Source organism: Streptomyces sp. NBC_01237 (assembly GCF_035917275.1).
In the GTDB taxonomy this organism is placed as follows: Bacteria; Actinomycetota; Actinomycetes; order Streptomycetales; family Streptomycetaceae; genus Streptomyces.
In genome coordinates this window covers 6,008,643-6,021,938 of record NZ_CP108508.1, presented here as the reverse complement: position 1 = coordinate 6,021,938, position 13,296 = coordinate 6,008,643, and the positions used below count along the sequence as shown (strand labels likewise).

The 13,296-nt window shown below is 72.0% G+C and carries 14 protein-coding genes; 5 read left to right on the top strand and 9 right to left on the bottom strand.

Going from position 1 to position 13,296, the window contains the following annotated elements:
- The 9 genes from OG251_RS26965 to OG251_RS26925 all read right to left on the bottom strand — a co-directional run bounded on the left by OG251_RS26965 (position 1) and on the right by OG251_RS26925 (position 8,506).
- Positions 1-738 carry a D-Ala-D-Ala carboxypeptidase family metallohydrolase gene (locus OG251_RS26965; RefSeq protein ID WP_326679548.1) on the bottom strand — a complete coding sequence of 246 codons (738 nt, stop codon included), beginning with the start codon at positions 736-738 and terminating at the stop codon, positions 1-3.
- A gap of 285 nt (positions 739-1,023) precedes the next feature.
- Positions 1,024-1,662 carry a peptide deformylase gene (gene def, locus OG251_RS26960; RefSeq protein ID WP_326679547.1) on the bottom strand — a complete coding sequence of 213 codons (639 nt, stop codon included), beginning with the start codon at positions 1,660-1,662 and terminating at the stop codon, positions 1,024-1,026.
- 118 nt (positions 1,663-1,780) lie between these two features.
- Positions 1,781-2,773 carry a tetratricopeptide repeat protein gene (locus tag OG251_RS26955; RefSeq protein WP_073717931.1) on the bottom strand — a complete coding sequence of 331 codons (993 nt, stop codon included), beginning with the start codon at positions 2,771-2,773 and terminating at the stop codon, positions 1,781-1,783.
- Positions 2,774-2,865: 92 nt separating this feature from the next.
- Positions 2,866-4,128 carry an HD-GYP domain-containing protein gene (locus OG251_RS26950; RefSeq protein ID WP_326679546.1) on the bottom strand — a complete coding sequence of 421 codons (1,263 nt, stop codon included), beginning with the start codon at positions 4,126-4,128 and terminating at the stop codon, positions 2,866-2,868.
- Positions 4,125-5,543: an HD-GYP domain-containing protein gene (locus tag OG251_RS26945; protein WP_326679545.1), complete on the bottom strand. Its 1,419-nt coding sequence runs from the start codon at positions 5,541-5,543 to the stop codon at positions 4,125-4,127. The genes OG251_RS26950 and OG251_RS26945 overlap by 4 nt, the downstream gene beginning before the upstream one ends.
- 191 nt (positions 5,544-5,734) lie before the next feature.
- Positions 5,735-6,055, bottom strand: coding sequence for a mycothiol system anti-sigma-R factor (gene rsrA / locus OG251_RS26940; RefSeq protein ID WP_326679544.1), 321 nt, complete (start codon positions 6,053-6,055; stop codon positions 5,735-5,737).
- Positions 6,052-6,714: a sigma-70 family RNA polymerase sigma factor gene (locus tag OG251_RS26935; RefSeq protein ID WP_326681428.1), complete on the bottom strand. Its 663-nt coding sequence runs from the start codon at positions 6,712-6,714 to the stop codon at positions 6,052-6,054. Before OG251_RS26935 ends, rsrA begins: the two co-directional genes overlap by 4 nt.
- 289 nt (positions 6,715-7,003) lie before the next feature.
- Positions 7,004-7,645, bottom strand: coding sequence for an alpha/beta hydrolase family protein (locus OG251_RS26930; RefSeq protein WP_326679543.1), 642 nt, complete (start codon positions 7,643-7,645; stop codon positions 7,004-7,006).
- Between the two features lie 45 nt (positions 7,646-7,690).
- Positions 7,691-8,506, bottom strand: coding sequence for an SOS response-associated peptidase (locus tag OG251_RS26925; protein WP_326679542.1), 816 nt, complete (start codon positions 8,504-8,506; stop codon positions 7,691-7,693).
- Positions 8,507-8,559: 53 nt separating this feature from the next.
- On the opposite strand from OG251_RS26925, the gene OG251_RS26920 reads away from it, so the two are divergent.
- The 5 genes from OG251_RS26920 (at position 8,560) to hisN (ending at position 13,165) form a co-directional block, all read left to right on the top strand.
- On the top strand, positions 8,560-9,273 hold the full coding sequence (locus OG251_RS26920; protein WP_326679541.1) for a M50 family metallopeptidase: 714 nt from the start codon (positions 8,560-8,562) through the stop codon (positions 9,271-9,273).
- A gap of 181 nt (positions 9,274-9,454) precedes the next feature.
- Positions 9,455-10,795: a 3-phosphoshikimate 1-carboxyvinyltransferase gene (aroA, locus tag OG251_RS26915; RefSeq protein ID WP_326679540.1), complete on the top strand. Its 1,341-nt coding sequence runs from the start codon at positions 9,455-9,457 to the stop codon at positions 10,793-10,795.
- 4 nt (positions 10,796-10,799) lie between these two features.
- Positions 10,800-11,816: a ribosome small subunit-dependent GTPase A gene (rsgA, locus tag OG251_RS26910; RefSeq protein WP_326679539.1), complete on the top strand. Its 1,017-nt coding sequence runs from the start codon at positions 10,800-10,802 to the stop codon at positions 11,814-11,816.
- Between the two features lie 139 nt (positions 11,817-11,955).
- Positions 11,956-12,279: a DMT family transporter gene (locus OG251_RS26905; protein WP_326679538.1), complete on the top strand. Its 324-nt coding sequence runs from the start codon at positions 11,956-11,958 to the stop codon at positions 12,277-12,279.
- Between the two features lie 85 nt (positions 12,280-12,364).
- Entirely contained in the window at positions 12,365-13,165 is an 801-nt protein-coding gene (gene hisN / locus OG251_RS26900; protein ID WP_073717942.1) for a histidinol-phosphatase, read from the top strand.
- Positions 13,166-13,296: the final 131 nt, after the last annotated feature.

Sequence of the window (13,296 nt, the reverse complement as noted above, 5' to 3'; positions counted from 1 at the left end):
TCAGATACCGCAGCCGGACGCCGACCAGAAGTGGCTCGGGCCCTGGTTCACGTGCACATGGTCGCCGTGGCCGGGGTACCCGGGACCGAGGATCCCGTTGAAGCCGTGGTTGCGGGCCTGCTTGGCGAGGGTGCACAGGGAGTGCGGCCCGGCGCCGAGGTCGGCCGCGTCACCGTACAGATGGCGGCTGTTGGTGGCTCCGCCGACGGCCGCGTTGCACGAGGTGGAGCGGAATCCGCTGGTGACGCGGATGGACTGGTCACCGAGGGCGTGCCGCAGGGCCTCCAGCTTCCACATGGTGCTCAGGGCGTTGGCCTTGGCCGTCCCCGCGGCGACCGCCCCACCGGCCCAGGTGCTGTTGCAGGTGTTGTGCTCGCCGTACGTGAAGTGGACCGGCGTGCAGTCGTTGTCCTGGAGCTCGTAGATCTTGGCCTGGGTGGCCGGGCCGGCGACACCGTCGGCGGCCAGACCGTAGGCGGCCTGGAAGCGCTTCACCGCTGCGGTGGTGGCCGGGCCGTACGAACCGTCGAGGGCGAGCACGGAGTTGTACCCGGGGTAGCCGGCGACGCGGATCTGGAGCTGGACGACGTCGTTGCCGGTGGCGCCGGGCGACAGCGTGCGGGACCAGGTGTAACAGCCGTCGGCCTGCGCGGTACCGGCGGTCAGGAACACCCCGCCCACCGTGAATGCAATGGTCATGACAAGGCCGAGCAGGACGCGCGCGGTGCGTCTGAGCATGGGGGGACTCCCTATCACCGGATGATGTCCAGGCGAGCCTGGCCCAGGAGTCGACGCGCGTCAACTCCCTCCGGAAAAGCGGCAGTTACCTGCCATGCAGCCATCCAGGGCGCCGGGCCGCGCGACTGTCGGGCCGCCCGGCCGCGCCGTCTCCGCACCGCTACCGCCGCTACCGCCGCTCGCGCCGCCCGGCGGTCCTGCGGTCCTGCGGTCCTGCGGTCGGGAAAGCGGCGGGGGTCCGCCGCCGTCACCGGCCGCGGACCCCCGCCCCACTGGCTCGCGACGTCAGCCGTTCGCGACGACCTCGTAGCGCGGGGTGCCCTCTTCCATCTGCCGCAGCGCGTCCTTGCGGTCACGCTTGGAGAGCCGGTCGATGTACAGGTAGCCGTACAGGTGGTCCGTCTCGTGCTGGAGGCAGCGCGCGAAGTACCCGTCGCCCCGCACCTTGACCGGGTTGCCCTTGGCGTCCTGGCCGCGCACCACCGCGTAGTCCGGGCGGGCCAGCGACGCGTACGCCGTCGGCACCGAGAGGCAGCCCTCGTTGGAGTCGTCCAGCACCCGCGCCTCGGGCGGCAGCTCCTCCAGCACCGGGTTGCAGATGGCGCCCACGTGCCGCACACCGTCGTCGTCCGGGCAGTCGTAGACGAAGACCTTGAGGTCGACACCGATCTGGTTGGCGGCCAGGCCCACGCCCTCCGCCGTCCGCTGGCTGGCGAACATGTCGTCGATCAGCCGCGCCAGCTCGTCGCCGAACTCGGTGACGTCCCGGCACTCCTTGTGGAGCACCGGGTTGCCCACGACCGTGATCGGACGAGAGGTGCCCCGCTCGCGGTACGCCGCCTCGCGCGCCTCGCAGTCCTCGGTGTCCACGACGAATCCTTCGTCGTCCACGCTGATCTGCTCGTCCGTCTCCTGCTGCGACATGTCCGCCGTACGCCTTCCTGCAAAACCTGATACTCGGGAAACCCGGAACCCCGGGAAACTCGGGACACTCGGGAGAATCAGCACCACGATCGGTGCCCGTACAGCCTACGGGCACCGCTCAGCAGACTTCTTCGAGATCCCGCCATTCCCGGCTGTCCGGACTGTCCGCGACCCAGCCGTCCAGCAGCCCGCGCACCAGCCCGGCGGGGGCGGCGAGACCGCACTCGCGCTCCGGGACCCACAGGTCACCGGCGGTGCGATGGCCCAGCGGCCCGGGGTGGCCCGGCTCGCTGTGGTCGTGCGGGTCCAGATGCTCGCCGTCGCCCTCGTCGCTCTCCATCCGGCTCTCCGAGCAGGCCCGGCACAGCAGCCGTACGGAGGACGACCAGTCCTCGGCGGCGAACCCGGCGTCCGAGGCCAGCTGCTCCAGCGCGTCCCGGTCCTCCTCGGTGGCCGCCTCCAGCAGCACCACCCAGGTGGGCACGGGCGACGGCGCCCACAGCTCGATCTCGTCGAAGACCGGGTACGAGGGCCCGGCGGCGGTGACCCGCTCGCCGTGCGGCACCCCGTCGTGCAGGACGACCTCGCCCCAGCGCCGCCCGGAGGACGGCAGCGGGATCGACAGCACTTCCATCCGGGCCGGATCGAGCCTGCGGCCCCAGACGACCTCGGCCTCGCCCTCCGGCGACAGCCGTACCGCCGCGCTGCCCAGCTCCATGCCGGTCGGCTCGGTGTTCGACGCCGCGTTGTGCTGACCGCTGCCCGGCACCTTGAGGCCGTACGCCTGCCAGGCCCGGCGCGCCAGTGGCCAGTCCTGGAGCGCGGTGGCCGCGATCCCGACATTCCACCAGTCAGGGGCTCCGGACTCCCGGTCGAGCAGGGCGACGGCCCGCAGGCCGGCCGCTCTCGCCTGTTCCCAGTCGTGCCGGAACTTGTGCAGCAGCGCGAGATTGAACCAGGACTCGGAGAGCCAGGGCTCCAGGTCCGCCGCGCGCGTCAGCAGCGCCCCCGCGTCCTCGTACCGGCCGTCGCCGATCAGCGTGAACGCGCGGTCCGTGGCCTGCCGCCAAGATGCGGATGGCCGATGCCGTACCTTCCCGAAGATCCTCACGATTCCCGCCTGTCCCGACTGGACACCCTCTTTTTCCGCTCTGCTTTCGCATCCAACCATGCCCGGCCGGACGCCCGCTCATTACCCATGGGTTACCCACCCCGGACCGGGGTCAGACCATCGCGGGCCAGGACTCTCGCCAGCGCTTCCACCACCTGCGGCTGGTAGTCGTGGCCGGTGCCGAGCCGCAGCCGCTCCAGCGCGCCGAGCGGCCCGCTGACGCCTTCCCCGCACAGGTCGTCGTATGCGTTGGCCGTTCTGACGATCCGGGCGCTCAACGGCTGCTCACGGTACGGATCGGCCTGCCGCTCCACCACCGCGGCGACCTCCGGGTCCACCCCGGTCTGCCGGACCACGGCCCCGCCGAGCAGCGCGATCCGGCGTTGCTCGACGGCGGGAAGGGTGGCGGTCGCCCCGTCGGCCACCGGTTCGACGAGGGAGAGCTGCCCGATGTCGTGCATCAGCGCCGCGTACTCCAGCACGGTCAGCTGCGCCCCCGACAGACCCAGCTCCCGCCCGACGGCGGTGGCCAGCCCGGCGACCCTGCGCGCATGCCCGTGCGGGGTGTATCCGGCGACCTCGGTGGAGCGGGCGAGCGAGGCGATGGTCTGGCCGTAGGTCGCGCGAACGGCCGCGTACCGCCGGAAGGAGACCTGCGTCAGCAGCAGCGGTACGCAGACGACGGGCAGCGCCCACAGCCCCGCGGCGGCGACCCCCAGCGCCAGCACCGCACCGGTCGCGCAGACCGCCGAGCCGATGCCGGACAGGCCGCGCAGCTCGTCGCGGAGCAGCGGACCGTACGGATGGCGCGTGCGGGAGCGGGCCAGGAGGGCGGCGAGCACGGCGTCGCACAGGGCGGTCAGCACGAGCAGCAGGAGCAGGAAGAGGGCGAAGTACGGGCCCTCGCCGAACCGGCGCACGACCTCGCCCGAGTTGTAGAGCGGCTGGAAACAGACGGCGGCGAAGAGGACGAACAGGACCCGCCGGGCCGGCCGGTCGAGATCGAGCCCGCGGCCGCGGGCCGGCCGGTGCGCTGCGGCGACGAGCTGCGCCACGACCACGACGACGATCACCTGGAGGATGCCGTGCGTGGTGGGTTCCCCGCCGCTGCGTCCGAGGAGGGCGTACCCGAGCGCCCCGGCGGCCCCGAGGGGCGCGGGCTCCCGTTCACCCGGGAGCGAGCCCCGGGGGGCCGGCTCGCCGACGGCGATGAGGAGGCAGAAGGCGAGGGCGTGGCCCGGTTCGGCCACGCCCTCCCACAGGGTGTGGCCGAACCCGGCGAGGGCGAGCGCGAGGGCGGCACCGCGCACGGCGAGGACGGCCGGGGGCTGCCGCAATCCGTGGAGACGGCTCATCCGGACCGGTCCGACGGCGCGTCGAGCCCGGCTGCCGTCCTGCCGGGCCCGGCCTGCGGACCGTCGCGCCCCGCCCCCTGGCGCGGCACCGGAGCCGGCACCGTCCGCTCGTCGGCGGTGACGGTCGTCGCCTCGCCGGACCAGCCGTGCCGGTCCAGGGCCCGCGCCAGCGCCCCCACCATCCGCGGGTCGAACTGGCTGCCCGCGCACCGCCGCAGCTCCGCCACCGCGGCCGGGACGGGCCGCCCGCGCCGGTAGGAGCGGGTCGAGGTCATCGCGTCGAAGGCGTCGGCGACCGCGACGACCCGGGCGGACTCGGGGATACGGCCGCCGCGGAGCCCGTAGGGGTAGCCGCTGCCGTCGAGCCGTTCGTGGTGGTGCAGGATCGCGGCGCGCGCCTCGTCCAGGAAGCCGATGCCCCGGACGATCTCGTGTCCGTACTCGGGATGGAGTTCGATGACACGGCGCTCCTCGGGGGTGAGCGGCCCGTCCTTGCGCAGTACCCGGGTCGGGACGCCGAGCTTGCCGATGTCGTGCAGGATCCCGGCGAACCGGAGCGCTTCGATCCGGCTCGCCTCCATACCGAGCTCGCGGGCGATCATGACGGAGGCCAGGCCGACCCGTTCGCTGTGCCCGCGGGTGTACCTGTCCTTGATGTCGACCGCCTGCACGAGCGCCCGGACGGTGGCGCGGTGCGCGGCGTGCTCGCGGTGGTACTGGGCGAAGACCCAGCAGGAGAGGTACATCGGCAGCAGCACGACGAGCGCGGCCAAAGGCCCGTACGAGCTGCGCCACAGGACCGCCATCATCAGCCCGGCCGACGCGTGCACCAGGTGCGGTCCCAGCGAACGGGACAGCAGCCCGCGCCGGGCGCGGCGGAACGGCAGCCGCTCCGCGGCCACCAGGATGGCGCCGTCCAGGGTGGTCAGGACGAGGCTGAAGACGAGAGCGGCGGCGCAGGCGGGCAGCAGCGCGTACGGGAACGAGGGCAACGCCTCCGGACCCTCGCCGCCCCCGAGCGTGGCCGGGCCGCCGAGAGCGGCGTGGACGGACGAGGCGGCCCAGACGGTGACGGCGAGCTGGGCGGCCCGCCAGATCCGCCGGGCGGCCGCCGGCGGCTTCTCCACCCGTCCGGCCAGCGAGCCGGGCACCGCGACCAGGGCGGCGGCGGCCGGCGGGAGCAGGAACGCGGCGGCGAGCAGCAAGGGAAAGAACGATCCGGCACCGACCGGCACGGAGCTGCCGAAGAAGGGGCAGCGGCCGGGAAGTTCACAGACGAGATAGAGCGCGGTGAGGAGAGCGGGCGTCTGCCAGGGGACGGCGGCCCCGGGCGCCGTCGCCGGCAGAGCGCAGAGGGCGGCGCAGAGCACCGTGGCCAGAATCAGCGCGCGCGCCGCGCCCGGTGTGCCCCTCATGTCCGCACCCGCCCCCAGCCTGGTCAATGAAGGCGTCAGGCTAGCGAGTTGGGAGGCCCGTGGAGCCGCACCGGGTTCGATTAGCGCGTTCGGGTGACACAGCGTTCGATGGCGCGAAGGAGGGCGCGCCGCGAATGTCGCGGCACGCCCTCACCCGTACAGCGGTCGGCTGCCGCCGCTGTCACTCGCTGTCACTCCGTGGCGGCCGCCGAGCGGTCGGCTCCGCCGAGCGTCACGTCCTGGTCGGGCACGGCCTGTCCGGCACGGATCAGATCGATCCGGCCCATGACCTTGGACCGCAGGTCGGTCGGGACGTCGTCCTGACCGCAGCAGCGCTTGACCAGCTTCTTCACGGCCTGTTCCAGGCCGTACTTCTCCAGGCACGGGGAGCACTCCTCGAAGTGCACCTCGAACTTGGTGCAGTCGCCCTCGGGCATCTCACGGTCGAGGAACTCGTAGAGATGGTCGAGAACCTCTGAGCAATCCGTCTCGTGCGGCTCTCCGCAGCTCATGAGGCCGAGCCTTTCCGATCGTCCGACTCACCGGCTACGGCACCGGCCGGGACGAGCCCGCGCTCACGGGCGTAGTCCTCCAGCATGCCGCGCAGTTGACGGCGGCCGCGGTGCAGTCGGGACATCACCGTACCGATAGGAGTCCCCATGATGTCCGCGATCTCCTTGTACGCAAAGCCCTCTACGTCGGCGAGATACACGGCGATGCGGAACTCTTCGGGGATCGCCTGGAGCGCGGACTTCACATCGGAGTCCGGCAGGTGGTCCAGGGCCTGGGACTCCGCCGAACGCAGACCGGTCGACATGTGCGACTCGGCACGCGCCAGCTGCCAGTCCTCGATCTCCTCGGCGGCACTGCGCTGGGGCTCGCGCTGCTTCTTGCGGTACGAGTTGATGAAGGTGTTGGTGAGAATGCGGTACATCCACGCCTTGAGGTTCGTACCCTCACGGAACTGGTGGAAGGACCCGTACGCCTTGGCATACGTCTCCTGGACCAGGTCCTCGGCGTCGGCGGGGTTGCGCGTCATGCGCAGCGCCGCCGAGTACATCTGGTCGAGAAAACCGAGGGCGTCCCGCTCGAAGCGCGCGTTGCGCTCGGCGGTCGTCTCCTCCGCGCGGCCGTCGTCGGTCCCTGTGTCGGTCCCAGTGACCGGACCCACCTCCTCCAACGATGTGGCGGAGCCGAAACCGGACCCGCTCGCCTCGGAGAATAGTCGACCTTGCTTGGAGACGGGCTGTCGATCCGATCCGCTCAGCGCCCGCTCGGGAGCGGTCCTGGCCGCGTGCAGCACCGTCCACTCCAGATCAGCGGCGTTCGAGCGGCGCGGGCAGATGGTCGAACCCATGCGACAGACTCCCTCTCCACGTACGACGTACTTGTACCGACGTCCCGAACAACAGTGGTCCCGCACTCCGCATTCCCGCGACGTACGTCACACGGGGCGTGCGTCACACGAGTGAGGACAGCCACCCGGTCACGGCCTTCGTCAGGATGCCCATCGCCTGATCCTCGGTCAGGCCGGACCGCTTCGGTACGGCGAAGCCGTGGTCCCCGTACGGCACCTCGGCCAGCTCGTAGGAGCCCCCGGGGAACTCGGCGGGCCGCCCGAACGGATCGTTGCCGCCCTGCACCACCAGGGTGGGTACGCCGGTCCCCAGGAGTTCGTCCGCCCGGGACTTCTCCGGTCTGCCCGGCGGGTGCAGCGGGAAGCTGAGCGCGAGGACGGCGTGGGCGCCGAGCTCCGTCGCCGTCCGGCACGCCACCCGGGCCCCGGCGCTGCGCCCTCCGGCCACGACCGGCAGCCCGGGACCGGTGAGCGCGGGCCACACTCCGCGCCACCCGGTGTCCAGGGTCTTCGGCGCGGGGGCCAGCTTCTTGCCGGCCACCCGCCAGGGCTGCTCCACCAGGGCGACGGTCACCCCGTGGGACGGCAGCGCGGCGGCCAGCGCCTTGAGGTCACGGGCCTCGATGCCACCGCCCGCGCCATGGCTGACGGCCAGCACCAGACGGGCGTCGTTCGCGGGCCGCCAGGTGATCCTGGCCTCGCCCGCCCCGGTGACGACTTTCTGCACGCTCTCTGTACGGCTCACACGGCCCATCCTGCCCCGCGTCCGGCCGCGACCGGAACGCCGCTGTCAGAACAGCGTGGCGACCTCCGGCGCCGCCAGCTCCTCCAGCAGCTCGGGGCCGTTGTTGCGCACATTGCTCACCGCGGTGGCCACCGGGTAGGCCCGCATCAGCCCGGCGGGCGGCGGGGAGAGCAGCCCCCGCAGCTCCTCGGCATCGGTGCGCGACGGGTCCAGCCAGGCGTCCCAGCGGTCCGGGGTCAGCATCAGCGGCATCCGGGGGTGGATCTCGGCGAGGGTGGCCGGTCCCTCGGCGGGGGCGACGGCCAGCGGCGTGGTCTCCGCCTCGGTGGTGATCACGGAGCAGGTCACCCACCAGGCCAGCGGATGGTCGTCGGGCAGGGTCCGGTCGCGCCAGAACTCGTACAGGCCGGCCATCGCGAAGACCGAACCGTCGGCGGGCGTCACGAAGTACGGCTGCTTGCGCGGCCGTTTCTTCTTCCCGGTCTCCTCCAGCTGCCGCTCCTCGGAGCCCGTGACCCACTCGTAGTAGCCGTCGGCGGGCAGGATGCAGCGCCGCTGGACGAAGGGGCGGCGGAAGGACGGCTTCTCGTGCACGGTCTCCGCACGGGCGTTGATCATGCGGGCGCCGCCCTCCGGGGACTTCGCCCAGGAGGGCACGAGTCCCCACTTCAGGGCACGCAGCTGGCGAACCGGACGTTGATCGTCTGCGTCCTTCACAGGACGTTCCAGTACCGCGTAGACCTCTTTGGTCGGTGCCACGTTCCAGTCGGGCTCCAGGGTCTCGGTGGGTTCCCACTTCTCGACCTCGAAGAGCCCGGTCAGATCCTCGGGCCGCCGACTCGCTGCAAACCGTCCACACATAAGTGCCAGACTGCCACGACCTCCCGACCCGACCGCAAGGAGCCGCCCGGCCAATGAACGCCACCGAACTGGGCGATCTGTGGGATCGCGTCTTCGGCACCCAGCCCGCGCCCGAGCAGTGGCTGGTGGTCGTGACGGCCACCGCCGCCCTCGTCGCGGTCGTGCCGAACCTCATATGGCGGCTCTCGCGCAACGCGATCACCATCGCGCACGAGGGCGGCCACGGACTGATGGCCCTGCTCACCGGCCGCCGGCTCTCCGGTATCCGGCTGCACTCGGACACCAGCGGGCTGACCGTGAGCCGCGGCCGGCCGACCGGGATCGGCATGATCCTCACCGCGGCGGCCGGCTACACCGCGCCGTCGCTGCTGGGCCTGGGCGGCGCCTGGCTGCTGGCCGACGGGAGGATCACGCTGCTCCTGTGGGTGGCCACCGCGCTGCTCGCCGCGATGCTGGTGATGATCCGCAATGTGTACGGGGCCCTGACCGTGATCCTCACGGGCACGGCCTTCCTTCTGGTGTCCTGGCTGACCTCGGCCGCCGTGCAGTCGGCGTTCGCGTACGCGGTGGTGTGGTTCCTGCTGCTCGGCGGCGTGCGCCCACCGTTCGAGCTGCAGTCCAAGCGGCGGCACGGCGGTGCGCCGGACTCCGACGCGGACCAGCTGGCACGGCTCACCGACGTCCCGGCGGCGCTGTGGCTCTTCTTCTTCCACGCGGTGTCGCTCTGTTCGCTGATCGGCGGCGGGCGCTGGCTGCTGGGTCTGTGACGGCCGCCGGGGCCGGTCGGCGGGGCCGGGTGGCCGCCGGGTTGCCGGACAGCCTTTCGGCGGCCACCCCGTCCGTCGGGGCAGAGGGCGCCCCACGGTATGTACCACGCCGGTATTACGCCCCGGTTTCCGCCTGTTTGTTCAGGATCCAGGTTTGCGCTGAGCCACTAAAGTGAGGGCCATGACCGAAAGTTCCGTGCACCCCGCCCTCTGGCCCGCCCCCCACGCGAGCGGAGCCGTCGACGCGACCGTCACCGTGCCCGGATCGAAATCGGTCACCAACCGGGCACTCGTCCTCGCCTCCCTCTCCGCCGAGCCGGGCTGGCTGCGCCGCCCGCTGCGCTCCCGCGACACCCTGCTGATGGCCCAGGCGCTGCGCGCGATGGGCGTCGGCATCGAGGAGACGGTGTCCTCCAGCTCCATCGCCACGAGCGGCCCGGACAGTTCCGGCGAGGCATGGCGGATCATCCCGGCGGGACTGCACGGCCCGGCCACGATCGATGTGGGCAACGCCGGGACCGTCATGCGCTTCCTGCCGCCGGTGGCCACCCTCGCGGACGGGCCGGTCCGCTTCGACGGCGACCCCCGCTCGTACGAGCGACCGCTGAACGGCGTGATCGACGCCCTGCGGGTACTGGGCGCCCGGATCGACGACGACGGGCGCGGCGCGCTGCCGCTGACCGTGCACGGCGGGGGCGCGCTGGACGGCGGCCCGGTGTCGATCGACGCCTCCTCGTCCTCCCAGTTCGTCTCGGCGCTGCTGCTGTCCGGGCCCCGGTTCAACCAGGGCGTGGAGGTGCGGCACACCGGTTCCGCCCTCCCCTCGATGCCGCACATCCGGATGACGGTCGACATGCTGCGGGCCGTGGGCGCGCAGGTGGACGAGCCGGAGACGGGCGGCGAGCCGAACGTCTGGCGGGTCTCCCCGTCCGCGCTGCTGGGCCGCGACCTGACGATCGAGCCGGACCTGTCCAACGCGCAGCCGTTCCTGGCCGCCGCGCTGGTCACCGGGGGCCGGGTCACCGTCCCCGACTGGCCGGAGCGCACCACGCAGCCCGGTGACGCGCTGCGCGAGATCTTCACCGCGATGGGCGGCAGCTGCGAGCTCACCGAGCGCGGGCTCACCTTCACCGGCTCCGGCCGCATCCACGGCATCGACGTGGACCTGAGCGAGGTGGGCGAGCTGACCCCGGGCATCGCGGCCGTCGCGGCGCTGGCCGACTCCCCCTCCACGCTCAGCGGCGTCGCACATCTGCGGCTGCACGAGACGGACCGGCTGGCCGCGCTGACCAAGGAGATCAACGAGCTCGGCGGCGATGTCACGGAGACCGCCGACGGTCTCCACATCCGGCCGCGACCGCTGCACGGAGGCGTCTTCCACACGTACGACGACCACCGGATGGCCACGGCCGGGTCGATCATCGGCCTCGCCGTCCCAGGAGTGGAGATCGAGAACGTGGGCACGACCGCCAAGACCCTGCCGGACTTCCCGGACATGTGGACCGGAATGCTCGGGGCCTGAGGACATGCGCCGCTACGGCAAGAACCCCGACGAGGACGACATCCGCGTCCGCCCCAACCGCAAGGGCAACCGGCCCCGTACGCACACCCGTCCCAAGCACGAGGACGCCCAGGACGGCATGGTCCTCACCGTCGACCGGGGCAGGCTCACCTGTCTCGTCGACGGCCGTACGGTGATGGCGATGAAGGCCCGCGAGCTGGGCCGCAAGGCCGCCGTGGTGGGCGACACCGTCTCCATCGTCGGCGACCTGTCCGGCGACAAGGACACCCTCGCCCGCATCGTCCGCATCGGTGAGCGCCGCTCGGTGCTGCGGCGGACCGCGGACGACGACGACCCGTACGAGCGGGTGGTCGTCGCCAACGCCGACCAGCTGGCGATCGTCACGGCGCTCGCCGATCCGGAACCCCGCCCCCGCATGATCGACCGCTGTCTGGTGGCGGCGTACGACGGCGGGCTCACCCCGCTCCTGGTGCTCACCAAGTCCGACCTGGCCTCGCCGGACAAGCTGTTGGAGACCTATACGCCGCTCGGTGTCCCGTACATCGTCACCAGCCGCGAGGAGCTGGAGAGCGGCGGCGCGGCCGACCTGGTGCGCGAGCAGCTGAACGACCGGATCACCGCGTTCGTCGGGCACTCCGGCGTGGGGAAGACCACCCTGGTCAACGCCCTCGTACCGAAGGACCGGCGGCGGACGACCGGTGTCGTCAACGCGGTCACCGGGCGTGGCCGGCACACCACCACATCGGCGCTCGCGCTGCCGCTCCCCGGCGGCCGGGGCTGGGTGGTGGACACCCCCGGCGTGCGCTCCTTCGGGCTGCACCACGTCGACCCGTCACGCGTCATCAACGCGTTCCCCGACCTGGAGCCCGGCACCGAGAAGTGCCCGCGCGGCTGCACCCACGACGAGAACCAACCGGAATGCGCGCTGGACGCCTGGGTGGCCGAGGGGCACGCCGATCCGGCGCGGCTGTACTCGCTGCGGCGGCTGCTCGCCACACGGGAGCGGCGCGAGGGCGACTGAGGCCCTTGCCCGGAGCGGGCCGGACCGGACCCGTTCCGCGCCGCGCGGCTCGCGCACGTTTGCGAGTCACCACGGACTGGTAAAGGCATAATCGCACCGAGCGGGACGAGGGCGTCACCTACGTGGGAGGCAACTGACGATGGCGTGGCTGCTGGTCGTGGTCGCAGGACTGCTGGAGACCGGCTTCGCCGTGTGTCTGAAGCTCAGCCATGGATTCACCCGGCTCTGGCCGACGATCGCGTTCTGTGCGTTCGCGCTCGGCAGTTTCGGGCTGCTGACGCTGGCGCTGAAGAAACTCGATGTCGGTCCCGCGTACGCGGTGTGGACCGGAATCGGCGCGGCCGGTACGGCGATCTACGGAATGGTCTTCCTCGACGACGTGGTCTCGACGCTGAAACTGGTCTCGATCTCGCTGGTGATCGTCGGCGTGATCGGACTCCAGCTGTCCGGCTCCTCGCACTGACCGCGACTCCTCGCACGATCCCCCGCCGGGGCCACCGGCCAGGGTGCTGTAGCCCCGCCGTGCCGCCGGTCGATACTGTGACGACATGCCCGATTACCACGATGATCTGCGCCTCGCCCATGTACTGGCGGACGCCGCCGACGCGGCGACGATGGACCGGTTCAAGGCCCTCGACCTGAAGGTGGAGACCAAGCCGGACATGACACCGGTGAGCGAGGCCGACAAGGCCGCCGAGGAGCTGATCCGCGGCCACCTCCACCGGGCCCGCCCGCGCGACGCGATCCTGGGCGAGGAGTACGGGCTGGAGGGCACCGGACCCCGGCGCTGGGTGATCGACCCGATCGACGGCACCAAGAACTACGTACGCGGTGTACCCGTCTGGGCGACGCTGATCTCGTTGATGGAGGCGGGCGAGGACGGCTTCCAGCCGGTGGTCGGGGTGGTCTCGGCGCCCGCGCTGAGCCGTCGCTGGTGGGCGGCGAAGGGCGCGGGAGCGTTCTCCGGCCGCAGCCTCACCTCCGCGACCCGTCTGAAGGTGTCGCAGGTGGAGCGGATCGCGGACGCCTCGTTCGCGTACGCCTCGCTGAGCGGCTGGGAGGAGCAGGGCCGGCTGGACGGGTTCATGGACCTGACGCGGGCCTGCTGGCGGACCCGTGGGTACGGGGACTTCTGGCCGTACATGATGGTCGCCGAGGGTTCCGTGGACATCGCCGCCGAGCCCGAGCTCTCCCTGTGGGACATGGCGGCGAACGCGATCATCGTGCAGGAGGCGGGCGGGCTCTTCACGAGCCTGGACGGGGTCTCCGGTCCGGGCGGCGGCAACGCGGCCGCCTCCAACGGGCTGCTCCACCACGAACTGCTGGGCTACCTCAACCAGCGCTACTAGGACCCACCCCTCGCCGCCGGTCACCGCCGGGGCGCCCGGGGCGTGTGGGGCGGGTTTTTACCCGCCCCACAGCCGTTCTTCAGCCGGCCCTTGTTGACTCGCCCCAAGGGTGCAACTCTGGGAGTCCCCCC

What these genes read in the sequence shown, in the direction of transcription:
- OG251_RS26965 (WP_326679548.1), bottom strand. Translation starts at nt 738, where the DNA reads ATGCTCAGACGCACCGCGCGCGTCCTGCTCGGCCTTGTCATGACCATT.
- def (WP_326679547.1), bottom strand. Translation starts at nt 1,662, where the DNA reads ATGTCGCAGCAGGAGACGGACGAGCAGATCAGCGTGGACGACGAAGGA.
- OG251_RS26950 (WP_326679546.1), bottom strand. Translation starts at nt 4,128, where the DNA reads ATGAGCCGTCTCCACGGATTGCGGCAGCCCCCGGCCGTCCTCGCCGTG.
- OG251_RS26945 (WP_326679545.1), bottom strand. Translation starts at nt 5,543, where the DNA reads ATGAGGGGCACACCGGGCGCGGCGCGCGCGCTGATTCTGGCCACGGTG.
- rsrA (WP_326679544.1), bottom strand. Translation starts at nt 6,055, where the DNA reads ATGAGCTGCGGAGAGCCGCACGAGACGGATTGCTCAGAGGTTCTCGAC.
- OG251_RS26925 (WP_326679542.1), bottom strand. Translation starts at nt 8,506, where the DNA reads ATGTGTGGACGGTTTGCAGCGAGTCGGCGGCCCGAGGATCTGACCGGG.
- OG251_RS26920 (WP_326679541.1), top strand. Translation starts at nt 8,560, where the DNA reads ATGAACGCCACCGAACTGGGCGATCTGTGGGATCGCGTCTTCGGCACC.
- aroA (WP_326679540.1), top strand. Translation starts at nt 9,455, where the DNA reads ATGACCGAAAGTTCCGTGCACCCCGCCCTCTGGCCCGCCCCCCACGCG.
- rsgA (WP_326679539.1), top strand. Translation starts at nt 10,800, where the DNA reads ATGCGCCGCTACGGCAAGAACCCCGACGAGGACGACATCCGCGTCCGC.
- OG251_RS26905 (WP_326679538.1), top strand. Translation starts at nt 11,956, where the DNA reads ATGGCGTGGCTGCTGGTCGTGGTCGCAGGACTGCTGGAGACCGGCTTC.
- hisN (WP_073717942.1), top strand. Translation starts at nt 12,365, where the DNA reads ATGCCCGATTACCACGATGATCTGCGCCTCGCCCATGTACTGGCGGAC.